The organism is Nonomuraea sp. NPDC051298, assembly GCF_055586305.1.
This window is the reverse complement of sequence record NZ_JBVJIM010000013.1, coordinates 99,848-123,990: the sequence shown is the minus strand read 5'-3', so window position 1 is coordinate 123,990 and position 24,143 is coordinate 99,848. Positions and strand designations below refer to the sequence as shown.

Genomic DNA, 24,143 nt, shown 5'->3' with positions numbered 1-24,143 from the left:
GCGAGCGTCCTGACGCGTGGAAGGGGGTGGCGGCGTGCCGCCAGGAACGAGTCGCGCCGCACCCCGATCCGCCCGCAGGAGGGTTCAGCGGGTCACCGCGAGCGTCCGCTTCCTAGACGCGTAGATGTCGTCGATCAGCCGATACGTCCGCGCCTGCTCGGCGGTGAAGATACGGTCGCGCTCGATGTCCTTCCTGATCTCCAGCATCCCCCTGCCGGTGTGCCGGGCCAGCATCTCCTCCTGCTGGTCACGCATCCGCAGGATCTCCCTGGCGTGGATCTCCAGGTCGCTGCCCTGCCCGCGCCCGCCCTCGGTGTGCGGCTCGTGCAGCAGCACCCGGGCGTGCGGCAGCGCGGCCCGCTTGCCCGGCGACCCGGCCGCCAGCAGCACGGCCGCCGCCGAGGCCGCCTCGCCGATGCAGACCGTGTGGATCTCCGGCCGGACGTACTGCATCGTGTCGTAGATGGCCGTCATCGCGGTGAACGACCCGCCCGGCGAGTTGATGTAGAGGTTGATGTCCTGGTCGGGATCGAGCGACTCCAGCGTGAGCAACTGCGCCATCACGTCGTTGGCGACGGTGTCGTCGATCGGCGCCGCCAGGAACACCACCCGGTCCTCGAACAACTTGTTGTACGGCGTCATCTCCTTGAAACCGTACGAGGTGCGCTCCGTGAACGAGGGCAGCACATAACGCCCGCTCATCTCAGTTCATCCCTTCCGCGACGTGGTCGACGATGCCGTAGTCGAGGGCTTCCTGGGCGGTGAACCACCGGTCGCGGTCGGAGTCGGCCTGGATGCGCTCCAGCGGCTGACCCGTGTGGCGGGCGATGATCTCGGCCATCCGCCGCTTGGTGTAGAGCATGTTCGCGGCCTGGATCTGGATGTCGCTGGCCGAGCCGCCGATGCCGCCCAGCGGCTGGTGCATCACGATGCGGGCGTTGGGCAGGGCGTAGCGCTTGCCCTTCGCGCCCGCCGACAGCAGCACCTGACCCATCGACGCGGCGAAGCCCATCGCCACCGTCTGCACGTCGCACGGAATGAACTGCATCATGTCGTAGAGCGCCATGCCCGCCTGCACGGAGCCGCCCGGCGAATTGATGTAAAGCGTTATGTCGCGCCGGGGATCTTCGGCCGCCAGCAAAAGCAGCTCACCGCAGAGCCGGTTGCAAATGTCGTCGTCGACCTCCTGACCGAGGACGACGATGCGCTCCTTGAGCAGGCGCTGGCTGAGCTGATCAGGCCACGCCGCGCGCTGGGTCTCCGTCATGACGGACGCCTTTCTGTGCGGGTATTTCTGCGAAAAACGTTAGTCCCGGGCGACCGCAATTCCAGAAAGTTTTCGCTGGCGGCGCATTTCTCTTAAAGCGCATTACTCCGAGAGCGAATTTTTATCGACAGGCAATCCCGAATGTGAGATGGCCCCCGCCACACCTCGCGCAAAGGACCCGCGACCGCACGCCACCGGTGCTCACGCGAAGGACCGGCGACCGCCCGGCCACGAACGGCCACCGGCCATCCGGGAACGACCCGCCCCGCTACGGGCGCACTCCTCCGCGCCGCATCAACTCGGCGGCCGGCACCACGGTCGCCTCGGCGGCGCTCAGCCCGGTCGCGGCCAGCGCCCGGTCCACCAGGTGCAGCCCCACCGCATAACCCGCCATGTCGGGAATGCCGCGCGGCTCCTGCCCGAAGTTCCGCGCCGCGCTGTCCCCCAGCACGTACGCGGACGTGTGCCGCATCCCCGCCAGCTCGAAGTCCGCCATGATCAGTCCAAGGGCCCGCTCGAACGCCTCCCCGGTCACCATCGACGACCACGGCCCCATCGCCCGCGGCCCCGACGCCTCCCTGACGAACGCCTCGGCCAGCCCCTCGGCCACCACGTGCTCCCCGACGGTCACGGTCGCCGGGTTCCACTCCACGTTCGTGTACCGCACGTTGTGGTGGAACTCGTGCACCGCGAGGTGCGCGATCCGGCCGATCACCTCCTCCGACGGCCAGGCCAGCAGATAGAGCCACCCGGGCGCGCCGCCCATGCCGTAGTAGCCCCCCGTCGTGGTCATCAGATGCCCGTCGTCGGGGTTGCCCAGCACGAACATGACCCGCAACGACTCGGCCTGCGCGGCGCCGCTCAGCAGCCGGGACGCGCGGTCCAGCTCGTGCCGCACCTGGCCGAGCACGTCGGCCTCGATCATCCGCCGGACGGCGGGCAGGTAGCGCGGGTCGTCGGCGTCCACCCGGAACCCGCCGCCCCGGTGGTGGAGGTCGACGATGTCGCCCGGCATGGGGATCGCCTGGCGCATGGGCGCGAGCAGCTCCCGCAGCGCGCCGGGCCGCCGCTCGAGCGGCTCCTGGAGCAGGGCGGCCATCGCCGTGAGCGTGTCGTGAACGATGAATTCCATGCCTGCGGACGCTAAAGCCTCCCGTTACGTGAGGCTCAAGTCGCCCGGATGAAGGGGCCTCACAAGCGGGCCTCGTCGCCCGGGTCCTCACCGGGCGTCCGCCCCGGCGTGCTCTGCCCGCTCCCCGTCGGCGAGGGCGACTGCGACGGCGAGGGCTGCGGCACCGGCGTCTGCGGCGTCGGCGGGGGCGTCGGAACGAACACCGTCGGCGGCAACTGCCGCGGCTGCACCTCGGTGTCACTCCGCCCGAACACCAGCAGCAACAAGATCGCCATCACCAGCAGGAGCAGCAGCACCACCGCCAGCGCCGCCAGCAGCACCCGCTTGCGCGTCTCGGTCAGCGGCGGGCGGCGTCGCCCCTGCCCAGGCAGCGCCGGCGCGCGATCGGTCAGCCAGTAAGGTACGAAGTCCGGCCCGTGCGCCTGCCCGATCAGCGTCCCGCCCACCATGACCGGCTCCAGGAAGCGCTCCGCCCCCGGCCGCCCCGGCGCGTACGGCACCGCCACCCACGGCGCCCGTCCCCCGTCGAAGGACAGCACCTCCGGCGCGCCCTCCAGCACCGCGCTCCGCGCCCGCCCGGAACGCCCCAGCCAGCCCAGCATCCCGGACCGTTCCCGGCCCCTGGACTCCTTGATCGCCGTCACGAACCGGTCACGCGCCGCGGCGTCGTACGCGGCCCCCCTCGTGAGCACCGCCAGCGACACGGCACGCCCGTCCGGCGCCTGGCCCAGGTACACGAAGCCGGCGGGCGCCGCGTGCAGGCGCGCCTGCACCACGTAGGGCCCCAGTTGGGGCGGATCGCCATACTGCAGGGACTGCAGGGGACTTGCCACGTTTGCCATGAAAGCACAGACGTGGCGTCGTGCACGTTTGCGGCGCGTTTGGTGGAATGGCGTCATGAGCGTCGCCGAAGAGCTGCCAGACGGAAACGACGCGGCACTGCTGCGTCAGAGTCTCGACGAGGTCCGGCGTGTCATCGTCGGCCAGGACCACATGGTCGAAAGGCTCATCGTGGCCCTGCTGGCACGCGGGCACTGCCTGCTCGAGGGAGTCCCCGGCGTCGCCAAGACCCTCGCCGCCTCCACCCTGGCCACGGTCGTGGGCGGAACCTTCGCCCGCATCCAGTTCACCCCCGACCTCGTGCCGAGCGACATCGTCGGCACCCGCGTCTTCCACCCCTCCAACGAGAAGTTCGACGTCGAGCTGGGTCCCGTCTTCGTCAACTTCCTGCTGGCCGACGAGATCAACCGGGCCCCCGCCAAGGTCCAGTCCGCGCTGCTGGAGGTGATGGCCGAGCGCCAGGTCACCCTGGCCGGGGTCACCCATCCCCTGCCCAAGCCGTTCATCGTGCTGGCCACCCAGAACCCCATCGAGTCCGAGGGCGTCTACCCACTGCCCGAGGTGCAGCGCGACCGCTTCCTGTTCCGCGTACGCGTCCCCCACCCCAGCGCCCACGAGGAGCTGGAGATCCTGCACCGCATGAGCGTCACCCCGCCGGTGCCCGAGCGGGTGCTCGACCCCGGCAGGCTGCTCACCCTGCAGAAGGCCGCGGAAGAGGTCTCGGTGCACCAGCTCGTCGCCGACTACGTCGTACGGCTCGTCATGTCCACCCGCAGCCCCGCCGAATACGGCCTGACCGACCTCGCCGAGACCGTCGAGATCGGCGTCAGCCCCCGCGCCACCCTGGGCCTGGTCGCGGCCGGACGCGCCCTGGCCCTGCTGCGCGGCCGCGACTACCTGCTGCCCGACGACGTACGCGACGTCGCCGTGGACGTCATGTCCCACCGGCTGATGCTCACCTTCGACGCCCTCGCCGACGGCGTCGACCCCGAGGACGTCGTCAGGCAGATCCTGCACGCCGTCCCCCCGCCCCTCGTGGTCTGGAACCAGGGCCGTTGAGCGCCCGCAGCCGGCCCGGCCCGCCGAGCCGCCGATGAGCACCGCCGAGCAGGCCCTGCGCCGCCTGGAGCTGACCGTCACCCGCCGCCTCGACGGCCTGCTGCACGGCGCGCACAAGGGGCTGCTGCCCGGCCCCGGCAGCGAGGCCGGCGACAGCCGCGTCTACGTCCCCGGCGAGGACGACGTGCGCCGCATGGACTGGGCGGTCACCGCCCGCACGACCGTCCCCCACGTACGCGACCTCATCGCCGACCGCGAACTCGAGACCTGGGCCCTGGCCGACCTGTCGCCCAGCATGGACTTCGGCACCGCCGACACCGACAAACGCGACCTGGTGGTGGCCGCCGTCGGCGCCATCGGGTTCCTGTCCAGCCGCTTGGGCGACCGCTTCGGCGCGCTGGTCCTGCACGACGAGTACGTGCACCGCATGCCCGCCCGCACCGGCCGCCCCGCGCTCTACGGCCTGCTCCACTCCCTCATGGACGCCCCGCGCGGCAGCGTCGTGCCCGACCCGCCCGACCTGGCCGAGGGCATCGACATCCTGGCGGCCACCCGCAGGCGGCGCGGCGTGCGCGTGATCGTCTCCGACTTCCTCGACGCCCACCCCGACCTCGACCCCGACGCAGAACGCCCCTGGGAGCGCCCCATCAGACGCCTGGCCTCCCGCCACCAGGTGCTGGCCGTCGAGATCATCGACCCCCGCGAGCTCGAACTCCCCGACGTGGGCCGCGTCGCGTTCGCCGACCCCGAGACCGGGAAGGTACGCGAAGTGCACCTCTCACCCAAAGTACGGCAAGCGTACGCGGAGGCCGCCGCCCTCCAGCGCGAGGGCACCCGCCTGGCCCTGCGCCGCGCCGGCGTCGGCCACCTCGTCCTGCGTACCGACCGCGACTGGGTGTTCGACGTCGCGCAGTTCGTTCTCCGCCAGCGCCGCATGAGCCACCTCGCGCACAGGAGACCGACCGCATGACCTTTCTCGCCCCCGGCTGGCTGTGGTTGTCCGCGCTGGTGCTGCTGCTCGTGGCCGGCTACATCGCCGCCATGTTCGCCCGCCGCCGCTACACCGTGCGCTTCACCAACCTCCCCCTGCTCAACCTCGTCGCCCCCGAGGGCCCCGGCTGGCGCCGCCACGTGGCCCCCGCGCTCTTCCTCGTCATGATGTCGCTCCTCGTCGTCGGCGCCGCCAAACCCGCCGACCAGGTACGCGTCCCCCGCGACCGCGCCACCATCATGATCGCCCTCGACGTCTCCCTGTCCATGGAGGCCGACGACGTCCAGCCCGACCGCATCAGCGCCGCCAAGGCCGCCGCCCAGGCGTTCGCCCGCGAGCTGCCCGACCGCTTCAACGTCGGCGTGGTCTCCTTCGCCCGCTCGGCCAACGTCGTCATCTCCCCCACCACCGACCACGAGGCCGTCGTCACCGCCATCGGCAACCTCGCCACCCGCCCCGGCACCGCCATCGGCGAGGCCGTCTTCAACGCGCTGGAGTCGGTGCGCTCCTTCGACCAGCAGGCCGCCACCGACCCGCCGCCGTCCGCGATCGTGCTGCTGTCCGACGGCGACAACACCTCGGGCCGGTCCGTCAACGAGGCCATCGAGGCCGCCCAGCAGGCCCGCGTACCCGTCTCCACCATCGCGTACGGCACCCAGGAGGGCACCGTCGACATCGACGGCAGGCCCGTGAACGTCCCGGTCAACAAGCAGACGCTCCAGTCGCTCTCCGACGGCACCAGCGGCCGCGCCTACGCCGCCGAGTCCGGCAGCGAGCTGCGCGAGGTCTACGAGCAGATCGGCACCTCGCTCGGCTACAAGCTGGTCAGCCAGGAGATCACCCAGTGGTTCATCGTGGCCGCCATCCTGGCCGGGCTGCTGGTGGCGGGCGCGGCGGTCCTGTTCGGTTCGCGGATCCCGTAACGTTTGGCGACGTGGCCCACTACTTCTCCGAGCAGCCCAAGACCGCGAGCAGGCCGGGATCCGTCGATCTGGTCCTGCCCGACCTGCACCTGCGGCTGGAGACCGACAGCGGGGTGTTCTCCCCCGAGCGGGTCGACACCGGCACGCGGGTGCTGCTGGAGAGCGTTCCGCCGCCGCCGCAGGAGGGCGACCTGCTCGACCTGGGCTGCGGCTACGGGCCGATCGCGCTGACCATGGCCGCGCGGGCGCCCGGGGCGACCGTGTGGGCCGTCGACGTGAACAGGCGCAGCCTGGAGCTGACCGAGCGCAACGCCCAGGCCGCGCGCCTTTACAAAGTAAAATCAGTGCATGTCGACGAAATGCCGGATGACGTGAGATTTCAAGCCATCTGGTCCAACCCTGCGATCCGGATCGGGAAGCAGGCGCTGCACGAGATGCTCACCAGGTGGCTCACCCGGCTGACCCCCGACGGCGTCGCCTACCTGGTCGTCCAGAAACACCTCGGCTCCGACTCCCTGCAGCGCTGGCTCGGCGAGCAGGGCTGGCAGGTCTCCCGCGAGGCCGGCCGGGCCGCCTACCGCGTACTGAAGGTGACCCGATGAGAAGGCAACTGCGCCCCACCGACGTCAAGCGGCTCAACCGCACCTGGCGCAGGAACACCCAGAACCGGCTGGGCCTGATCATCGAGTCGGTCACCGGGCCGTTCAACATCGGCTCGATCTTCCGCAGCGCGGCGGCGTTCGGCGTCGACCAGATCTGGCTGGCGGGCAACGCCACCCCGCCCACCAACCCCAAGGCCGGCAAGACGGCGCTGGGCACCGAGCGGCTGGTCACCTGGCACGAGGGCGTTCCCGCCACCGAGGCGGTCAAGGCCGCCAGGGAGGCGGGGTTCACGGTGCTGGCCATCGAGCTGACCGCAGAGGCGGTGCCGCTGCACCGGGCCGACCTCGGCCGCGACGTGTGCCTGGTGGTCGGCAGCGAGGACCACGGCTGCTCCCCCGCCCTGCTCGACGCCGTCGACGGCGCCTGCTACATCCCGCAGGTGGGGCGGGTGGGCTCGTTCAACGTCGCGGTCGCGGCGGCCATCGCGCTGGCCGAGGCGCGACGCCAGGAATGGCAGAATCTCGCCGATTCGTAACCGCACCGTTCATCAGAGAAGGGCATACTTCTGGACGTGCTGAGCCGCCGATTCCCCTTCCTCGACCATCCGGTCCCGCTGGCCTTCGCGCACCGGGGAGGGGCGGTCGAGGGCGCGGAGAACTCCGTCGCCGCGTTCGAACGGGCGGTCGCGCTCGGCTACACCTACCTGGAGACCGACGCGCACGCCACCTCCGACGGCGTGCTGCTGGCCTTCCACGACCACACGCTCGACCGCGTGACCGACCAGCGCGGCCGCATCTCCGAGCTGCCGTACCGGGCGGTCCGGCAGGCCCGCATCGGCGGGGTGCACGAGATCCCGCTGCTGGAGGACCTGCTCGGCACCTGGCCGCGGGTCCGCTTCAACATCGACGTCAAGGAGAGCGCGGCCATCGCCCCGCTGGCCGAGGCGATCCGGCGGACCGACGCCTACGACCGCGTCTGCCTGACCTCCTTCTCCGACGAGCGCCTGGCCGCGGCCAGGAGGGCGATGGGCAGGGAGGTGTGCTCGGCGCTCGGGCCGCGCGGCGTGGCGCTGCTGCGGGCCGCCGCCGCCACCTCCGGCTACGGCCGCCTGCTGACCCGCCTGTCACAGGCCGGGGTCCCGTGCGCGCAGGTGCCGGTGGGCTTCCGCGGGCTGCGCGTCACCACCCGGCGCCTGGTCCGTACGGCGCACGCCATCGGCATGCAGGTGCACGTGTGGACGATCAACGACCCGGAGCGCATGGAGCACCTGATCGACCTGGGCGTCGACGGCATCATGACCGACAACCTCATCGGCCTGCGCGACGTGCTCGAGCGGCGCGGCCTGTGGCATCCGGGCCTGGCCGCCTGACACCTCGCAGCACCGCACGACACCGCCGTAGTTCATAGAGACCCCCGGCCCCCCGCCGCAGAGGAGCGACCCGACACCATGCCCGCACCCGCGCCCCCCGCGGCCCTCGACGACTCCCCCGCAGCGCGCCGCCGCGAGCAGCGCGGGTGGTACTTCTACGACTGGGCCAACTCCGCCTTCTACACCACGGTCATCTCGGTCTTCCTCGGCCCGTACCTGATCCCGGTCGCCAAGACCGCCGCCTGCGCGAAGGACTTCCCCGCCGTGGCCTCCGCCACGTGCGTGGAGACCTTCGACAAGCTGGCCGAGGCCAACCCCGGGCTCGGCTACGTCGACGTGCTGGGCGCCGACATCCGCCCGGTCGCGTTCTTCGGGCTGATCACCACGGTCGCGGTGTTCCTGCAGATCGTGTTCCTGCCGATCGTGGGCGCGCTGGCCGACCACACCGGTCGCAAGCGGGAGCTGCTCGGCGGCTTCGCCTACGTCGGAGCGCTGGCCACGATGGGGCTCTTCTTCGTCGAGGGCGACCGCTACATGCTGGGCGGGGTCCTGTTCGTGCTGGCCAACCTGGCCTACGGCTCCTCGGTCGTGGTCTACGACTCGTTCCTGCCGCAGATCTCCACCGCCGCGGAACGCGACGGCGTCTCCTCGCGCGGCTGGGCCATCGGCTACCTCGGCGGCGGCCTGCTGCTGGCACTCAACCTGGTGCTCTTCCTCCAGCACGAGAGCCTGGGCCTGACCGAGGGCATGGCGGTGCGCATCTGCATGATGTCGGCGGGCCTGTGGTGGGCCACGTTCACGATCATCCCGCTGCTGCGGCTGCGCAACCGGCGGGTGCCGGCCCACGAGGGCACGGCGGTGCGCGCGGTCGGGGGCAGCTTCCGCCAGCTCGGCCGTACGCTGTCCGAGCTGCGGCGCTACCCGCTGACGCTGCTGTTCCTGGTGGCGTACCTGGTCTACAACGACGGCGTGCAGACCGTCATCGGCAACAGCGCCGCGTTCGCCTCCGAGGCGCTCAAGCTGGAGCAGACGGTGCAGATCACGGCGATCCTGATGGTGCAGTTCGTGGCGTTCTTCGGGGCGCTGCTGCTGGGGTGGCTGGCCCGCCGGCTCGGGACGAAGCGGACGGTGCTGGCGAGCCTGGTGCTGTGGACGGCGATCGTGGCGATGGCCATGTTCATCGCCGAGGGGCAGGCGCTGCAGTTCTACCTCATGGCGTTCGCGATCGCGATCGTGCTGGGCGGCACGCAGGCGTTGTCGCGCTCGCTGTTCTCCCAGGTGATCCCGAAGGGGCGCGAGGCCGAATACTTCGGCCTGCTGCAGATCAGCGACAAGGGCTCGGCGTTCATCGGCTCGCTGACGGTCACGATCGCGCTGAACCAAACCAACAGCTACCGCATCGCCATCATGTCCATGGTGATCTTCTTCGTGATCGGGTTCGTGCTCCTCGCCCTGACCAACCTGCCCAAGGCCATCCGCGCGGCCGGCAACGAGGTGCCCGAGCGCGTCTGACCCCCGCGGAAGAACCCTGCCGGACCTGGGCCCTCACGAGCATCGTGGGGGCCCAGGCCCGTCTCCGGCCCGCGCCCGCCCGACGCAGGGAGTGACCACCCATCCAAAGTGAGAGCACCGCTCTTGACATCGACGCACTATGACGAGAGCATTGCTCACGCAATAGAGCAACGCCCTCTTCAAGGAGCACTGATGGCCTCCCGGCTCACCTCCGCCGCCTTCGCCGGCGGCGGCGTCCTCTTCCTCCTCTATCCCGCCCTGCGCCCCTCCGGCGACGACGCGGCGGCCGTGGCCTCCACCGGCTGGGTCGCCGGGCACGCCGCCGCCATGCTGGGGTTCGTCCTGCTCGGGCTGGCCGTGCTCGGGCTGCACCAGGTGCTCGGCGACCGGCTCTCGCTGCGGGCCGCCGTGGTGACCTGGATCGGCGCGGGCCTGACGCTGCCGTACTACGGGGCCGAGGACTTCGGCCTGTACGTCATCGCCCGGCGCTCCCTGCGTGACGGTGCGCCCGCGCTGATGGAACTGGCCGCGGAGTTCAGGTTCGGGCTCGTCCCGGCCACCATGTTCGCCGCCGGGCTGGTGCTGCTGGCCGTCGGCGCGATCATGGCGGCGGTGTCGATCTGGCGCTCCGACCGGCTGCCGAAGTGGAGCGGAACGCCGCTGGCGCTGGGGTTCGCGCTGTTCATCCCGCAGTTCTTCGGGCCCTATCCGCTACGCGTCGTACACGGCGCCCTCATCATGATCGGCGGCCTCTGGGCGGCGGCCGTGCTGTGGCGGGCGGCAGATCGTCGAGTCGGCGGCACCGCATAAGCGCAGTACACGGGCCTGGTCGGCGAACATGTGAAGAACCGAGGCCCCAAGCGCGATTGGATCACCCCGCGGGTGGGAATCCCATCACGGTACCAAGCGTTAGACACCGTGGGAGACAGACCCCCCACGCAAGGGGGCCCTGTAGGAGGCATTGAGACATGGGCGAGCGCGCGCTTCGTGGCACCCGGCTCGGGGCAACCAGCTACGAGAACGACCGTAACACGGATCTGGCCCCGCGCCAGGAGGTGTCCTACACCTGTCCTAAGGGTCATCGTTTCGAGGTTCCGCTTGCCGCCGAGGCTGAGATCCCCGCCACCTGGGAGTGCCGCATGTGCGGTGCGACGGCGGTGCGGGTCGACGGCGAGCAGCCGGAGTCGAAGAAGACCAAGCCCCCGCGGACACACTGGGACATGCTTCTGGAACGGCGGTCCATCGAAGACCTAGAGGAGGTGCTCAACGAGCGGCTCGCGGTCCTGCGGGCCCAGCGTCGTAAGAGCGCCTGACCTCCTGTCACGGTGAACCCCCGGGCACCCGGTGCCCGGGGGTTTCTGCTGTGCGCGCCGTCACGTGCCCCTCAGCGGCCCCACAGCGTCCCCACGAGCCCGCAGGGGCCGCGCAGAGCGCCCGGAGGCGGCCGGTGAACGTCTAGGAGTCGCGGTCGTCCCTGATGACCTCGCCGTGCACCACCCGGCCGCCCTGGGGCGCGTCGGCGCCGGGGAAGCCGGGGGTCGGCGGGAAGAGGTTCGCGTAGGGGGAGGCGGCGGCCATCCGCTTCATCCGCCGCTTGAAGAACCAGGAACCCAGGCGGCGCATCATCGGCCTGGTGAACGGGATCAGGCACAGAAAGCCGAAGACGTCGGTGAAGAAGCCCGGCGTCAGCAACAGGGTGCCGCCCACCAGGATGATGCCGCCGTCGGCCAGCTCGCGCTCGGGCATGCGGCCCGACTGAAGCGTCTCCTGCAGCGCCCGCCAGGCCCGTCGGCCCTCGCGCCGCACCAGCCAGGCCCCCAGGAGGCTGTCGGCGACGAGCAGCGCGACAGTGGACGGCGCGCCGATCACCGACCCGACCTGGATCAGCAGCCAGATCTCCAGAACCGGGACCAGCAGGAACGCCAGGAACAGCAGGAGCCGCATCGTTTCCTCGTTTCGCACGCGCGCGTTACAGCCAGAACCGCGTTACAGCCAGAACAACGCCCGGGATCCGCCGGGCGTTCCACGCATGTCGCCATTTCGCGCATCCCCGGGCGCGCCCGGCAGGAGGACTTCCGCCGGGGCGGCGTGCCCCTGAGCCCCTGAGAGGGCCGCGCACCGGTCGCGGGGGGCGACCCTCAGCCCCTCGTCAGTCGCGGGGCGGCGAGCCCTTGAGGCGCTTGGGCAGGCCGGTGACGCCCCACATCCCGATCCGCCACAACGCCTCGGACATGACCTTGCCGCTCATCTTGCTCTTGCCGACCGTCCGCTCCACGAACGTGATCGGCACCTCCACCACCCGCAGCCCGTGCCGCGACGTACGCAGGGTCAGGTCGACCTGGAAGCAGTAGCCCTGCGACTCGACCCCCGACAGCCCGACCTTCTCCAGCGTGGCGGCCCGGTAGGCGCGGAAACCGGCGGTCGCGTCGCGCACGGGCAGCCCGAGCATGACCCGGGTGTAGATGTTGGCGCCCTTGGACAGCAGCTCACGCCGCTGCGGCCAGTTGACGACCTTGCCGCCGGGCACGTAACGCGAGCCGATGGCCAGATCGGCGCCCTCGGCCAGCGCCTCCAGCAGCTTCGGCAGCTCCTCGGGCTGGTGGGACCCGTCGGCGTCCATCTCGACCAGGACGTCGAAGCCCTCCCCCAGCCCCCAGCGGAACCCGGCGATGTAGGCGGCGCCCAGGCCCTGCTTGCCCGGCCGGTGCAGGACGTGCACCTGGTCGTCGCCGGCGGCGAGCGCGTCGGCGACCTCCCCGGTGCCGTCTGGGCTATTGTCGTCGGCCACGAGCACGTGGGCGTCGGGCACGGCCGCGCGCACCCGTTCGACGATCGCCGCCAGGTTGTCACGCTCGTTGTAGGTCGGCACGACGACGAGCACCCGTCCGAGAGTCTCCATCATCCGTTCCTCATCCGATCGCCACGCCGCCTGCCGCGCCACGCGGCGACTCCTGCCGCCGCCGCTCCCATCACCATCAATGCCCACTCGGGAAGCGCGCCCACCCTGGTGGCAAGCGTTTCCTGAGTGCGTACGGGCACCTTGACCACGTTCATGTCAGCGACACGCTCGCGGGTCTGCCAGGAGACCTTACCGTCAGGCGTGACATATGCCGAGATACCGGTGGTCGCGGCGGTCACGACGGCCCGGTTGTGCTCGACGGCGCGCAGCTTCGACATGGCCAGTTGCTGGGGCGGAAGGTTGGACAGGGCGTAGGAGGCGTTGTTGGTCTGTACGACAAGGGGGGTGCCGCCGGCGCGCACGGTGCCGCGTACGGTGTCGTCGTAGGCGACCTCGTAGCAGTTGACCGCGCCGACCGTGACCGGCCCCATCTTCAGGTCGCCCGGCCGGTCGCCCGCGATCGACTGCCTGCCGACCAGGCTCGCCCGCTCCCACAGGGCCAGCACGATCTCCTTGAACGGCGTGTACTCCCCGAACGGCACCAGGTGTTGCTTGTCGTAGTAGTCGCCGGCGCCGGTGACCGGGTCCCACACGAGGCTGCGGGTGGCCCGGTGCTCGTCGCCGATCGCGACCACGGCCCCGACGAGCGTGGGCACGCCGACGTCCTGGACCGAGTCATGGATGATCCGGCGGGCGGTCTCGTCGCGGTAGGGGTCGATGTCGGTGGAATTCTCCGGCAGGACGACCAGGTCGGGCTTGGGCAGCTTGCCGTCGCGTACGGCCTGGGCCAGGCGCTTGGTCTCGTTGGCGTGGTTCCTGAGGACGACGGCGGGCTCGTCGCCGAGCGCGTACATGCCCTCGCCGGGGACGTTGCCCTGCACGATGCCGATGTTGACCGTACGGCCCTCGTCGCCCGGCCTCGGGATCATCACGCCCAGCACGGGCACGGCCAGCGCCAGGGCCAGCGGGACGGCCCTGCGCGCCACCGTGGCCCGCCCGCTCAGCACCACGTGGGCCAGGAGCGCGCCGCACAGCGCGACGGCGAACGACACCAGCGGCACCCCGCCCAGCGCGGCGTAGGAGGTGAACATCGACTCGCCCTGGCTGAACCCGGCCCGCGCCCACGGGAACCCGCCGATGGGCACCAGGCCGCGGGCCCACTCCATGAGCACCCACAGGCCGCCGAACCACAGGGGCCAGGCGGGCAGCCGGCCCGCGTAGGAGGCCAGGACGGCCATGGCGGCGTAGAAGAGGCTCTCGGTGCCCACCAGCATGAGCCAGACGTCGTCGCCGATCGTGCGCACCCAGGCGACGGTGGGCAGCAGGAACACCGCGCCCGCCAGGTAGCCGAGCCAGGCGGCCCGCCTGGGGCGGGCGCGGTGGAGCGAGCCCGCGATGAGGCCGATGCCCAGGGGGGCGCACAGCCACCAGTCGAGCGGCGGGAAGGCGGTGAAGAGCGCCAGCCCGCCGACGACGGCCGCCACGACCCTGACCGCCGTCACCCACCGCGCCTCGGCGACCTCACGCGCCCCGCCCTCACCGGCACCACCGCCATCGGCAGCGGGGACGCCGCCAGGCGCGGGCGTGGCGTCAGACTCGGGCATGCCGTCGGGCTCGGGCGCGGCACCGGGCTCGGGCGCAGGCGTGGTGCCGGGCTCGGAGGGGGCCTGCGGCGGGGTGGCGGCCTTGTCGGGCACGGGTGGGGGCGCCTCCCCCTGGGCGGGTTCGTGCGCGGGGCCCCGCCCGGTCGTGGGCGGAAGGCTCGTTCGGTCCTGAACCACTCCGGGGTCTCCTCGCCACCTCGCAAAAGCCTGCTTGCGAAAACGCTACCGCCCCCGGACCGCGCTCAGGCCGACGCGGCCCAGGAAAGATCGGAACGTCGCCCCCTGCCGGGCCGCGAGTGACACGAGAAGGAGGGGCCGGCAGGGTGATCCCGCGAGTGAGCGGGACCACCCGGCGCAAGGGCAGCCCTGCGCACGAGAGCGGGAAGAGGGCCCGGAAACCCTTCGGACCGGACCCGTCTCGTCGGCGGCGAGCGCGGAATTCCGTTGTCTACTGGGCTGCCGGGCCCGTCCCGGGTCCAACCCCCCGCCCGGTTGGGGTGCCCCGACTCGACGGACCGACGGCCCTGCACCTGGCTGTGTGGACGGAGTCACGCTCCGTCACGGACGCAGGATCCGACGATGTCAGAGACGGCCAACCGGCCAAGTCCCGTGCTGGACTGCGCAGCAAACTACCGACTCCACCTCAGATGTCAACCGTGTCCCGATCAGCAGAAACATCAAGTTTTCGCAGGTAGGACATGTTTGGCCGGTGCCTCCAAAGCCGGTCAAAGCCCATTAGCGGTGCTCGTGGACCGGCTTGGCAAGCCCCGCAAAGCCGGTGAGAGCGGCCGTTCGTGAACGACCCCCAGCCGCTGTGTCGCACGCGTGAGCGCGACGTAGAGGTCACTCGGCCCGCGCGGCGACTGGGCGGCGATGAGGTCTGGCTCGGCGACGATGACCGAGTCGAACTCCAGCCCCTTGGCGTCCGCCACCCCCATGACGGTGACGGGGGCGTCCAGCGCCTCGGCCCCCCTGGCCCGGCCGGCCCCGGGCTCGACGACGACGGCGCCGGACACGGTGGCGGCCAGCTCGGCCCCGAGCGCGGTCAGCAGCTCGTCGGGGACCACCACGGCGACTTTCCCGCCCTCCCCCGCCTCCGCCTTGGCCAGCTCGGACAGCGCGGGCAGCGGCGCCGACCACGGCTGCACCCCCAGCTCGCGCACGGACGTGGGGGCCTCCAGCGCCGGGTCGATGGTGGCCAGGACGCGGGCCGCCACCGCCATCAGCTCCACCGGCGTGCGGTAGTTGACGGTCAGCCGCTCATGCCGCCAGCGCCCGGCCACGTACGGGTCGAGCACCTCCGCCCACGAGCGGGCCCCGGCGGCCGAGCCGGTCTGGGCGATGTCGCCGACGATCGTCATCGACCGGGTCGGGCAGCGCCGCATGACGGCCCGCCACGCCATCGGCGACAGCTCCTGCGCCTCGTCCACGATCACGTGCCCGTAGGCCCAGGTGCGGTCGGCGGCGGCGCGTTCGGCGGTGGTGAGGTAGGGGCCGCCGCCGCGCTGCCGCTCGGCCAGGCGTTCTGCCTCCATGACGTCGGACAGGCCGGTCAGCTCCAGCACCTCGCGGGCGTAGGCCAGCTCGGCCTCGCGCTCGCTCTCCTCCGCCTGCCGGGCGGCGGCCAGCTCCTCCTCGGCCTGCAGCGCGCTGGCGCGCAGCACCTGCTCGTCGATGTCGCCGAGCAGCTCGGCGGCCTCGTCGAGCAGCGGCACGTCGGACTCGGTCCACTCCCCTCCGTCGCGGCGCAGGAGCCGGCGCTCCTCGGGGGTGAACGCGGCGGCGGCGTGGCCGAGCCGCTCGGGGGAGCTGTACAGCCCCAGCAGGAGGCGCTGCGGCGTCAGGTACGGCCACAGCCGGTTGAGCGCGGACTTGACCACCGGCTCGGTACGCAGCTCCTCCCGCAGGTCGCCCAGCTCCTCCTCGTCGATGAGCCCCTTGCCGATCTTGCGGGCCTGTTGCCTGGCCAGCCCGTTGAGCAGGGACCGGACGAACACGGCGCGGGCCTGGTTGTGCGGGCGGCGCGAGCGGGCCGCCTTGTTCCTGGCGGTCTCCAGCATGGCCCGGTCGAGGGTGAGCGTGATGCGGCCCACGGTCAGCTCGATGGGGTGGCGCGGCACCTTCTGCCGGTCGCGTACGGCTCTGGCGAGCACGTCGGCCATGCGCAGGTCGCCCTTGAGCGCGGCGACCTCGGGACGCTCCCTGACGGTGGCGGTCACGCCGGGGTACAGCTCCCCGACCGTGGACAGCAGCACGTCGGTCTCGCCGAGCGAGGGCAGCACCTGCTCGATGTAGCGCAGGAAGGTGAGGTTGGGCCCGAGGATGAGCACGCCGCGCCGCTCCAGGCGCTCGCGGTGGGTGTAGAGGAGGTACGCGGCGCGGTGCAGGGCCACGACGGTCTTGCCGGTGCCGGGGCCGCCCTGCACGACCAGCACGCCGTTGAGGTCGCTGCGGATGACGCGGTCCTGCTCGGCCTGGATGGTGGCGACGATGTCGCGCATGCGGCCGGTGCGCCGCTCGTCGAGCGCGGCCAGCAGCGCGGCCTCGCCGTTGAGCGTGGCGCGGTCGTCGTCGGTGAGCGAGTCGAGGTCGAGCAGGTCGTCGTCGACGCCGATCACGCCGCGGCCCTTGGTCTGCAGGTGGCGGCGCCTGGTCACGCCCATGGGCGCGGCCGGGGTGGCCCGGTAGAACGGCTGTGCGACCGGCGCCCGCCAGTCGATGAGCAGGCGGAGCTGGTCGTCGTCGGTGATGCCGAGCTTGCCGATGTACAGGCGGCCCTCGTCGAGGTGGTCCAGCCGTCCGAAAACCAGGCCGCGCTCGACCGCCCAGAGCCGGGCGAGGCGGGAGGCGTACATGTCGGCGAACGTGTCGCGCTCGGACCGGTTCTGCATCGTGCCGACGGCGCCCGTGGCCAGCACTTCCTTGAGCTGCCGCTGGGTGCGCTCGCGCAGCGTGTCGAGGCGGTCGTACAGACGGGAGACGTACTCCTGCTCTTTCGCGAGCTCCGTTTGACGACTTGCCGCCTGACCGTTAATGTGGTTAATGGGACACTCCGGGCCAGTCTGCTTGTTGTTACGACAAACGATGACATTAGCATGCCTGTCGATGCACTCCCATCCACTTTCCCCCTTTCCCGCGTTCGGTTACGTCTTGGTTTCGCCCCTTGACCGCCACCCGCGGGCTTTTTTATGGTCGTCCAGAGTTAGGAAACTTTCCTAACCCAGATGTCCATTCGTTGGAGGAGAACGCCGTGAGCGGTCCGGTTCCGGGGACCCCCAGTCTGCTACGTGCGATCAATGATCGCGCCGCATTGCAGGCCCTCCTCGAACGCGGCCCGCTGACCAGGCCCGAGATCGGCGCGCTCACGGGGCTGTCCAAGCCCACGGCCTCCCAGCTCCTGTCCCGGCTGCAGCAGGCGGGCCTGGTCGTGCTGGACGGCGTCAGAGAGGGCCTGCCGGGGCGCACGGCGGAGGTCTACCGGATCAACCCGGCGGCGGCGTACGTGGGCGCGCTCGACGTCACCCCCGACCGGATCGAGGCCAGGGTGGCCGACATCACCGGCACAGTCGTCGGGGAGCACACGCTGCCGACGCCGCGCCGGCCCCACGGGGAGCTGGTCGACCGGCTCAACGCCGCGCTGCTCGGCACGCAGCCGCCGGACAAGCTGCGCCGGGTGGTGATCGGCGTGCAGGCCGCCATCGACCCGTCCACGGGGCGGCTCGGCTACGCCGCGGCCAAAGACGTGCCCGGCTGGCAGATGCCCGACCTGGTGCCGGCGCTGAGCGCCGGGCTCGGCGTCCCCGTCGACGTGGAGAACAACGTCAACCTGGCCGCGGTGGCCGAGCAGGCGCACGGCGCGGCGCGCGGTCTGCGCGACTTCGTGCTGCTGTGGGCCGACGAGGGCATCGGCGCGGCCATCGTGCTGGGCGGGCGCATGCACCGGGGCGCCACGGGAGGCGCGGGCGAGGTGGGCTACATGCCGACCCCGGGCGCGCCGACCGCCCGCGAGTCGGGCCGCTACGCCAACCACGGCTACCAGGCGCTGACCGGCGGCACGGTCGTGCTGAAGCTGCTGCGCTCGTACGGCGTGCGCGGCGCCGACTTCCGCCACGCCGTCGCCAACGCCGTACGCGCGGCGGCGGGCGGCGGCCAGAAGGCCGACGACGCCAGGGCCGGGCTGCGGGACATCGCCGCCCGCCTGGCCGTGGGCCTGGCCGCCATCACGTCCGTCGTCGACCCCGAGCTGATCGTGCTGACCGGCGGCGTGGTGCTGCCGGGCGGCGAGACCCTGCGCGAGCTGGTCGAACACGAGCTGCACGCGCTCAGCATCCCCCAACCCCGAGTACGCCTGTCCAGCGTCGAGGGCAACCCGGTGCTGGCCGGCGCCCTCGACCTCGCCCTCGCCGCCGTCCGCGACGAGGTGTTCAGCTCGACAGTTCCGTCGTGAGCAGATCGTGAGCAGGAGGCACCCCCCGTGCGCTTCGTCCCCTTGGCGGCCGCCGCCGTGCTGGCGCTGACCGCGTGCACCGCGAACCGGGAGGCCGGGCCGTCGCTCGGCGCCCAGCCCAGACCCTCAGGGTCGGCCTCGCAGGCCCTGCCGGCCGCCACGCTGGAGCTGTGGCACGGCTTCTCGACCGACGCCGAGGTCAAGGCGTTCGAGGACGCCATCGCCGGCTTCAACCGGAAATTCCCGCAGATCACCGTCAAGGCCGTCAAGGGCGTCCAGGACGATCAGATCACCCAGGCGATCCGTGGTGGCCGGGCGCCCGACGTGGCGGCCTCGTTCACCACCGACAACGTGGCCCAATGGTGCAGGTCGGGATCGTTCCAGGACCTCACGCCGGTGATCGGTCAGGACGGCGTGGACCTGTCGGTGCTGCCGGCGGTGGCGCGCTCGTACACGGCGTTCGAGGGCAGGCAGTGCACGCTGCCGCTGCTGGCCGACGCGTACGGGCTCTACTACAACAAGGCCCTGATGAAGGGCGAGGAGCCGCCCAAGACGCTGGGCGAGCTGACCGCGCTGGCCAAGAAGCTCACGGTCAGGAACGCCGACGGCGAGATCGAGGTGGCGGGCTTCATCCCGAGCGTCCAGTACTACGAGAACAGCCCCAGCCACCTCGGCCCGATGGTGGGCGCGAAGTGGTACAACGACGACGGCACCTCGGCCATCGCCTCCGACCCCGCCTGGAAGAAGCTGCTGACCTGGCAGAAGGAGCTGGTCGACTGGTACGGCCACGACCGGCTCGAACGCTTCCGCAAGAGCCTGGGCGACGAGTGGAGCGCCGAGCATCCCTTCTACAAGGGCAAGGTGGCCATGGTCCTCGACGGCGAGTGGCGCAACGCCATGATCGCCAATGAGGCGAAGGACCTCGACTACGGCACCGCTCCCCTGCCCGTCGCCGACGACAGCCCCGACCTGTACGGCAGCGGCTTCACCGCGGGCACCGTGATCGGCGTGCCGAAGGGCGCCAAACATCCGCAGCACGCCTGGGAGCTGGTCAAGCACCTGACCATGGACACCGGCTCGCTGGTGACGCTGTCGAACGCGCTGCGCAACGTCCCCACCACGAAGGCGTCGATGGACTCGCCCGACCTGGCCAAGGACGCGAACTTCGCGACCTTCCTCGGCATCTTCGCCCACCCCAAGACCTCGACCCTGCCCGCCAGCGTCAACAGCGTCTTCAACCAGGAGGCGTTCTCGTCCTTCATCGCCAAGTGGGAGAAGGGCGACGTGCCGGACCTGGACGCCGGGCTGCGGGGCGTCGACAAGCTGATCAACGACAAGCTGAAGCTCTCCGGGGGCTGAGGTGGCCACCGCGCTCTCCGCTCCCGTCCCTGGGCCCGTCCCTGGGCCGCCGCGGCGGCCCAGAGCGGGGCTGCGGGCCCTCGTCTGGCTGTCGCCGTGGCTGGTCGGCGTGTCGGTCTTCTTCGTCTACCCGCTGCTGTCGACGGTGTACTTCTCCTTCCACCGCTACGACATGTACACCCTGGAGTTCATCGGGCTGGACAACTACCGCTACCTGCTCCAGGACCCCAGGGTGCTCACCTCGGCGGGCAACACGCTGTGGCTGGTGCTGATCATGGTTCCGGCCACGGTGCTGTTCTCGCTCGCGCTGGCCCAGCTCGTGATCAGGCTCAAGGCGGGGACCGGGCTGTTCCGGACGATCTTCTACCTGCCGTCGCTGGTCCCGGCGGCGGCGGGGACGATCACGTTCGTGTTCCTGCTGAACCCGTCGACGGGGCCGTTGAACCAGTTCCTGGCGCTGTTCGGCGTCCAGGGTCCCGACTGGTTCGGCGACCCGGCCTGGTCCAAGCCCAGCCTGACGCTGCTGTCGCTGTGGGGCTGCGGCCAGCTCGCGGTGATCTTCATGGCGGCGCTGCTCGACGTCCCCAGGCACCTGTACGAGGCCGCGGCCATCGACGGCGCCGGCCCGTGGCGGCAGTTCCGCAGCGTGACGCTGCCGATGATCGCGCCCGTGCTGATGTTCACCCTGGTGACGAACGTCATCTACGCCCTGCAGTACTTCACGCAGGCGATGATCGCCTCCCGGGTGGCCTCGGGCGTGACCGACTCGCCGGGCAGCTCGTTCGCCCCCGGCTACCCCGACGAGTCGCTGCTCACCCTGCCGCAGTGGCTCTTCCAGGCCGGGTTCCGCGACTACTCGATGGGCTACGCCTGCGTGCTCGCGCTGCTCCTGTTCGCCACGTCGATGATCTTCACATCCATCCTGCTGCGGCAGTTCCGCCGGGTCGAGGAGGACGCATGAGTGCCACGGTCACCGCGCCGCCGAGCCTGGCCGTGGCCCGCGGCCCGCGGCTCGACGGGGCCAGGGCGCGCAGGCGGCGGCTGCTGTCGTGGGTGGCCACGCACGCGCTGGCCATCGCGCTGGCGCTGATGTTCCTGGCGCCGATCGTGTTCATCGCGCTGACCGCACTGATGACCGACCAGCAGGCGCTGACCAGCGACCTGTGGCCGCGGAGCTGGAACTGGGCGAACTTCGCCGAGGTGTTCGAGAAGTCGCTGCTGCTGCGGTGGGCGGCCAACACGTTCATGTACGCGGCGCTCGGCACGCTGTTCACCGTGGTGTCGTCGGTGCCGGTGGCGTACGCGCTGGCCCGGTTCCGCTTCCGGGGGCGGCGGGTGGCCTTCCTCCTGGTCGTCACGGCCATGATGCTGCCGCCGCAGGTGGTCGCGGTGCCGATCTACCTGGTGTGGGCGCGGCTGGGGCTGACCGACAGCCTGTGGCCGCTGATCCTGCCGCTGCTGCTCGGCGACGCGTTCTCCATCTTCCTGCTGCGGCAGTTCCTGATCACGATCCCGCGCGACTACACCGACGCGGCGAAGGTGGACGGCTGCTCCGACTTCAGGACGCTGGTCAGGGTGATCCTGCCGATGGCCCGCCCGGCGGTCGCCGCGGTGGCGCTCTTCCAGTTCTTCTACTGCTGGAACGACTACTACGGGCCGCTGCTGTACGCGGGCGTCGAGCAGGAGAACCTCACGCTCTCGCTCGGCCTGGCCACGTTCAAGGCGTTCCACAGCGTGCAGTGGAACCTCACCATGGCGGCCACCCTCCTGGTGACCGCACCGGTGATCATCGTGTTCTTCTTCGCCCAGCGGGTGTTCATCGAGGGCGTGACGTTGACGGGAGTGAAAGGTTGAGACTCGCGGTGGTCGGGGGCGGCTCGACGTACACGCCGGAGCTGGTCGACGGGATCGCGCGGCTGCGCGACGAACTGCCGGTGACCGAGCTGGTGCTGATCGATCCGGACCCCTCGCGGCTGGAGCTGGTGGCGGGGGTGTCGCGGCGCATGCTGGCGCACGCGGGGCACCCGGCGCGGGTGGTGGCCACCTCCTCGGTCGCCGAGGGGGCGGCGGGGGCGCGGGCGGTGCTGTTCCAGCTCAGGGTGGGCGGGCAGGCGGCCCGCGAGGTGGACGAGACGCTGCCGCTGCGCTGCGGATGCGTGGGGCAGGAGACGACGGGCGCGGGCGGGCTGGCCAAGGCCCTGCGTACGGTGCCGGTGGTGCTGGACCTCGCCGCCACCGTACGCTCGGTCGCCCCCGAGGCGTGGATCGTGGACTTCACCAACCCGGTCGGCATCGTCACCAGGGCGCTGCTGGACGCCGGGCACCGGGCCATCGGCCTGTGCAACGTGGCGATCGGCGTCCAGCGCCGGATGGCGGCCGGGCTGGGCGTGGACCCGGCGCGCGTCTCCCTGGGCCATGTCGGGCTCAACCACCTGACCTGGGTGCGGGCGGTGCACCTCGACGGCGAGGACGTCCTGCCCGCGATCCTGCGCGAGCACGCGGACGAGCTGGCCGAGGGCCTGGGCCTGCGCCCCGAGCTGCTGCGGCGGCTGGGCTCGATCCCGTCCTACTACCTGCGCTACTTCTACGCCCACGACGCGGTGGTGCGCGAGCAGCGCGCGAAGCCGACGCGGGCGGCCGAGGTCGCGGAGATGGAGGCGCGGCTGCTGGAGCTGTACGCGGACCCGGCCGTGGTGAACAAGCCCGAGCTGCTGTCCCGGCGGGGCGGCGCGTTCTACTCGGAGGCGGCGGTGGCGCTGGTCGCCTCGCTGCTCGGCGACCGGGGCGACACCCAGGTCGTCAACGTGCGCAACGGCGGCACGCTGCCGTTCCTCGATGCGGAGGCGGTGATCGAGGTGCCCGCCGCCATCACGGCGTCCGGGGCCGTGCCGCTGCCGGTGGCGCCCGTGGAGCCGCTGTACGCGGGGCTGATCGCGCACGTGTCGGCGTACGAGTCGCTCGCCCTGGCGGCGGCCCTGCACGGCGGCGCGGACCGGGTGCGCGACGCGCTGCTCGCCCACCCGCTCATCGGGCAGGACGAGCCCGCCGAGGAGCTGACCGGGCTGCTGCTGGAGGCCAACCGGGCGCACCTTCCGTGGACGGTGGGCTAGTGGGGCGTACCAGGCTCGTGCTCGCCGTGGACGGCGGCAACAGCAAGACCGACGTGGTGGTGGTGTCGGAGCACGGGGACGTGCTCGCCACCGCCCGCTCGGGCGGGTTCACGCCGCAGCGCGACGGCGTGGGCGCGGCGCTGGACGTGGTGGCGGCGGCGCTGGCCACGCTGCCCGCCGGGGTGCCGCGCGCCGGCTTCGACCACGTGTCGGCCTGCCTGGCGGGCGCCGATCTGCCGGTCGAGGAGGAGGCGCTGGCCAGGGAGTTCGCCGCCCGCGGCGTCGGCGCGGACGTGGTGGTGCTCAACGACACGTTCGCGCTGCTGCGGGCGGGGGCGTCGGCCCCGTGGGGGGTCGCCGTGGTGTGCGGGGCGGGCATCAACGCGGTCGGCGTCTCCCCCGCCGGTGAGGTGGCCCGGTTCCCCGCGCTCGGGCGCATCAGCGGTGACTGGGGCGGCGGTCAGGGGCTGGCGGAGGAGGCGCTGTGGCACGCCATCCGAGCCGAGGACGGCCGGGGCGCGCCGACCGCGCTGACCGGGGTGGTCACCGCCCACTTCGGCACGGCGACGGTCGAGGAGCTGGTGCTGGGCCTGCACTTCGGCCGCGTGGACGGCGACCGCCTGCACGAGCTGACGCCGGGCGTGCTGGCCGCGGCGGGCGACGGGGACGCGGTGGCCAGGGCGCTGGTCGAGCGGCAGGCCGAGGAGGTGACGGTGCTGGCGGAGGTGTGCCTGCGGCGGCTCGGCCTGCTGGAGACCCCTGCGGAGGTGGTGCTGGGCGGCGGCCTGCTGACGGCCCGCGACCCGCTGATGACCGCGCTGCTGGACACGGGGTTCGCGCTGCGGGCGCCGCGGGCCAAGCTCGTGGTGGCGGAGCTGCCGCCGGTCATGGGGGCGGCGCTGCTGGGCCTGGAGCGGCTGGGCGCGGCGGACCCGGCCGCCGCGCGCCTGCGCGCCCACTACGGCCCGCCACGCTGACCCCGCCTGTGTGACCTGCTACGAGGTGGCCTGCTACGGGGCGGTCTGCTA

At 71.7% G+C, this 24,143-nt stretch carries 23 protein-coding genes; 15 read left to right on the top strand and 8 right to left on the bottom strand.

Features of this window, described 5'->3' with window-relative positions:
* Positions 1–84: 84 nt before the first annotated feature.
* The 4 genes from ACZ6S0_RS32230 to ACZ6S0_RS32215 all read right to left on the bottom strand — a co-directional run bounded on the left by ACZ6S0_RS32230 (position 85) and on the right by ACZ6S0_RS32215 (position 3,241).
* Positions 85–702 carry an ATP-dependent Clp protease proteolytic subunit gene (locus ACZ6S0_RS32230; RefSeq protein WP_465923067.1) on the bottom strand — a complete coding sequence of 206 codons (618 nt, stop codon included), beginning with the start codon at positions 700–702 and terminating at the stop codon, positions 85–87.
* 1 nt (position 703) lies between these two features.
* Positions 704–1,267: a ClpP family protease gene (locus tag ACZ6S0_RS32225; protein WP_465923066.1), complete on the bottom strand. Its 564-nt coding sequence runs from the start codon at positions 1,265–1,267 to the stop codon at positions 704–706.
* 268 nt (positions 1,268–1,535) lie between these two features.
* On the bottom strand, positions 1,536–2,399 hold the full coding sequence (locus ACZ6S0_RS32220; protein WP_465923065.1) for a DUF2268 domain-containing putative Zn-dependent protease: 864 nt from the start codon (positions 2,397–2,399) through the stop codon (positions 1,536–1,538).
* A 59-nt stretch (positions 2,400–2,458) separates the two neighbouring features.
* Positions 2,459–3,241 (bottom strand): hypothetical protein, encoded by a 783-nt coding sequence (locus tag ACZ6S0_RS32215; protein WP_465923064.1) that lies wholly within the window; start codon positions 3,239–3,241, stop codon positions 2,459–2,461.
* 55 nt (positions 3,242–3,296) lie between these two features.
* On the opposite strand from ACZ6S0_RS32215, the gene ACZ6S0_RS32210 reads away from it, so the two are divergent.
* The 9 genes from ACZ6S0_RS32210 (at position 3,297) to ACZ6S0_RS32170 (ending at position 11,009) form a co-directional block, all read left to right on the top strand.
* Positions 3,297–4,298: an AAA family ATPase gene (locus ACZ6S0_RS32210; protein WP_465923063.1), complete on the top strand. Its 1,002-nt coding sequence runs from the start codon at positions 3,297–3,299 to the stop codon at positions 4,296–4,298.
* A 34-nt stretch (positions 4,299–4,332) separates the two neighbouring features.
* Entirely contained in the window at positions 4,333–5,268 is a 936-nt protein-coding gene (locus tag ACZ6S0_RS32205; RefSeq protein WP_465923062.1) for a DUF58 domain-containing protein, read from the top strand.
* A complete protein-coding gene (locus ACZ6S0_RS32200) occupies positions 5,265–6,212 on the top strand; it encodes a VWA domain-containing protein (RefSeq protein WP_465923061.1) in 948 nt (315 codons plus the stop codon). Before ACZ6S0_RS32205 ends, ACZ6S0_RS32200 begins: the two co-directional genes overlap by 4 nt.
* A gap of 11 nt (positions 6,213–6,223) precedes the next feature.
* Positions 6,224–6,814 (top strand): class I SAM-dependent methyltransferase, encoded by a 591-nt coding sequence (locus ACZ6S0_RS32195; RefSeq protein ID WP_465923060.1) that lies wholly within the window; start codon positions 6,224–6,226, stop codon positions 6,812–6,814.
* Positions 6,811–7,350: a TrmH family RNA methyltransferase gene (locus tag ACZ6S0_RS32190; protein WP_465923059.1), complete on the top strand. Its 540-nt coding sequence runs from the start codon at positions 6,811–6,813 to the stop codon at positions 7,348–7,350. The genes ACZ6S0_RS32195 and ACZ6S0_RS32190 overlap by 4 nt, the downstream gene beginning before the upstream one ends.
* 39 nt (positions 7,351–7,389) lie before the next feature.
* A complete protein-coding gene (locus ACZ6S0_RS32185) occupies positions 7,390–8,184 on the top strand; it encodes a glycerophosphodiester phosphodiesterase (protein ID WP_465923224.1) in 795 nt (264 codons plus the stop codon).
* Between the two features lie 78 nt (positions 8,185–8,262).
* Positions 8,263–9,696: an MFS transporter gene (locus ACZ6S0_RS32180; protein ID WP_465923058.1), complete on the top strand. Its 1,434-nt coding sequence runs from the start codon at positions 8,263–8,265 to the stop codon at positions 9,694–9,696.
* A 192-nt stretch (positions 9,697–9,888) separates the two neighbouring features.
* On the top strand, positions 9,889–10,506 hold the full coding sequence (locus tag ACZ6S0_RS32175) for a hypothetical protein (protein WP_465923057.1): 618 nt from the start codon (positions 9,889–9,891) through the stop codon (positions 10,504–10,506).
* A 158-nt stretch (positions 10,507–10,664) separates the two neighbouring features.
* A complete protein-coding gene (locus ACZ6S0_RS32170) occupies positions 10,665–11,009 on the top strand; it encodes an RNA polymerase-binding protein RbpA (RefSeq protein WP_043625492.1) in 345 nt (114 codons plus the stop codon).
* A gap of 142 nt (positions 11,010–11,151) precedes the next feature.
* On the opposite strand, the gene ACZ6S0_RS32165 is transcribed toward ACZ6S0_RS32170, so the two are convergent.
* The 4 genes from ACZ6S0_RS32165 to ACZ6S0_RS32150 form a co-directional block, all read right to left on the bottom strand.
* Positions 11,152–11,640, bottom strand: coding sequence for an FxsA family protein (locus ACZ6S0_RS32165; RefSeq protein ID WP_465923056.1), 489 nt, complete (start codon positions 11,638–11,640; stop codon positions 11,152–11,154).
* 205 nt (positions 11,641–11,845) lie between these two features.
* Complete coding sequence (locus ACZ6S0_RS32160; protein WP_465923055.1) at positions 11,846–12,598, bottom strand: polyprenol monophosphomannose synthase; 753 nt, start codon at positions 12,596–12,598, stop codon at positions 11,846–11,848.
* Positions 12,595–14,376, bottom strand: coding sequence for an apolipoprotein N-acyltransferase (lnt, locus tag ACZ6S0_RS32155; RefSeq protein WP_465923054.1), 1,782 nt, complete (start codon positions 14,374–14,376; stop codon positions 12,595–12,597). The genes ACZ6S0_RS32160 and lnt overlap by 4 nt, the downstream gene beginning before the upstream one ends.
* 548 nt (positions 14,377–14,924) lie before the next feature.
* Complete coding sequence (locus ACZ6S0_RS32150; RefSeq protein WP_465923053.1) at positions 14,925–17,117, bottom strand: HelD family protein; 2,193 nt, start codon at positions 17,115–17,117, stop codon at positions 14,925–14,927.
* A 332-nt stretch (positions 17,118–17,449) separates the two neighbouring features.
* Between ACZ6S0_RS32150 and ACZ6S0_RS32145 the strand changes: the two genes are divergently transcribed.
* Genes ACZ6S0_RS32145 through ACZ6S0_RS32120 form a run of 6 tightly spaced genes read left to right on the top strand, consistent with a single transcriptional unit; the run spans position 17,450 to position 24,092 of the window.
* The gene (locus ACZ6S0_RS32145) at positions 17,450–18,646 is read left to right on the top strand and encodes an ROK family protein (protein ID WP_465923052.1); all 1,197 of its coding nucleotides are present in this window, start codon (positions 17,450–17,452) and stop codon (positions 18,644–18,646) included.
* Positions 18,647–18,673: 27 nt separating this feature from the next.
* The gene (locus tag ACZ6S0_RS32140; protein WP_465923051.1) at positions 18,674–20,005 is read left to right on the top strand and encodes an extracellular solute-binding protein; all 1,332 of its coding nucleotides are present in this window, start codon (positions 18,674–18,676) and stop codon (positions 20,003–20,005) included.
* 1 nt (position 20,006) lies between these two features.
* Positions 20,007–20,966, top strand: a complete 960-nt coding sequence (locus tag ACZ6S0_RS32135; RefSeq protein ID WP_465923050.1) for a carbohydrate ABC transporter permease — start codon at positions 20,007–20,009, stop codon at positions 20,964–20,966.
* Entirely contained in the window at positions 20,963–21,859 is an 897-nt protein-coding gene (locus ACZ6S0_RS32130) for a carbohydrate ABC transporter permease (protein ID WP_465923049.1), read from the top strand. Before ACZ6S0_RS32135 ends, ACZ6S0_RS32130 begins: the two co-directional genes overlap by 4 nt.
* The gene (locus tag ACZ6S0_RS32125; RefSeq protein WP_465923048.1) at positions 21,856–23,115 is read left to right on the top strand and encodes a 6-phospho-beta-glucosidase; all 1,260 of its coding nucleotides are present in this window, start codon (positions 21,856–21,858) and stop codon (positions 23,113–23,115) included. Before ACZ6S0_RS32130 ends, ACZ6S0_RS32125 begins: the two co-directional genes overlap by 4 nt.
* Positions 23,115–24,092: an N-acetylglucosamine kinase gene (locus tag ACZ6S0_RS32120; RefSeq protein WP_465923047.1), complete on the top strand. Its 978-nt coding sequence runs from the start codon at positions 23,115–23,117 to the stop codon at positions 24,090–24,092. Before ACZ6S0_RS32125 ends, ACZ6S0_RS32120 begins: the two co-directional genes overlap by 1 nt.
* The last annotated feature ends 51 nt before the right edge of the window (positions 24,093–24,143 follow it).

What these genes read in the sequence shown, in the direction of transcription:
- ACZ6S0_RS32130 (WP_465923049.1), top strand. Translation starts at nt 20,963, where the DNA reads ATGAGTGCCACGGTCACCGCGCCGCCGAGCCTGGCCGTGGCCCGCGGC.
- ACZ6S0_RS32210 (WP_465923063.1), top strand. Translation starts at nt 3,297, where the DNA reads ATGAGCGTCGCCGAAGAGCTGCCAGACGGAAACGACGCGGCACTGCTG.
- ACZ6S0_RS32215 (WP_465923064.1), bottom strand. Translation starts at nt 3,241, where the DNA reads ATGGCAAACGTGGCAAGTCCCCTGCAGTCCCTGCAGTATGGCGATCCG.
- ACZ6S0_RS32160 (WP_465923055.1), bottom strand. Translation starts at nt 12,598, where the DNA reads ATGATGGAGACTCTCGGACGGGTGCTCGTCGTCGTGCCGACCTACAAC.
- ACZ6S0_RS32225 (WP_465923066.1), bottom strand. Translation starts at nt 1,267, where the DNA reads ATGACGGAGACCCAGCGCGCGGCGTGGCCTGATCAGCTCAGCCAGCGC.
- ACZ6S0_RS32230 (WP_465923067.1), bottom strand. Translation starts at nt 702, where the DNA reads ATGAGCGGGCGTTATGTGCTGCCCTCGTTCACGGAGCGCACCTCGTAC.
- ACZ6S0_RS32180 (WP_465923058.1), top strand. Translation starts at nt 8,263, where the DNA reads ATGCCCGCACCCGCGCCCCCCGCGGCCCTCGACGACTCCCCCGCAGCG.
- ACZ6S0_RS32200 (WP_465923061.1), top strand. Translation starts at nt 5,265, where the DNA reads ATGACCTTTCTCGCCCCCGGCTGGCTGTGGTTGTCCGCGCTGGTGCTG.
- ACZ6S0_RS32165 (WP_465923056.1), bottom strand. Translation starts at nt 11,640, where the DNA reads ATGCGGCTCCTGCTGTTCCTGGCGTTCCTGCTGGTCCCGGTTCTGGAG.
- ACZ6S0_RS32170 (WP_043625492.1), top strand. Translation starts at nt 10,665, where the DNA reads ATGGGCGAGCGCGCGCTTCGTGGCACCCGGCTCGGGGCAACCAGCTAC.
- ACZ6S0_RS32175 (WP_465923057.1), top strand. Translation starts at nt 9,889, where the DNA reads ATGGCCTCCCGGCTCACCTCCGCCGCCTTCGCCGGCGGCGGCGTCCTC.
- ACZ6S0_RS32190 (WP_465923059.1), top strand. Translation starts at nt 6,811, where the DNA reads ATGAGAAGGCAACTGCGCCCCACCGACGTCAAGCGGCTCAACCGCACC.
- ACZ6S0_RS32205 (WP_465923062.1), top strand. Translation starts at nt 4,333, where the DNA reads ATGAGCACCGCCGAGCAGGCCCTGCGCCGCCTGGAGCTGACCGTCACC.
- ACZ6S0_RS32220 (WP_465923065.1), bottom strand. Translation starts at nt 2,399, where the DNA reads ATGGAATTCATCGTTCACGACACGCTCACGGCGATGGCCGCCCTGCTC.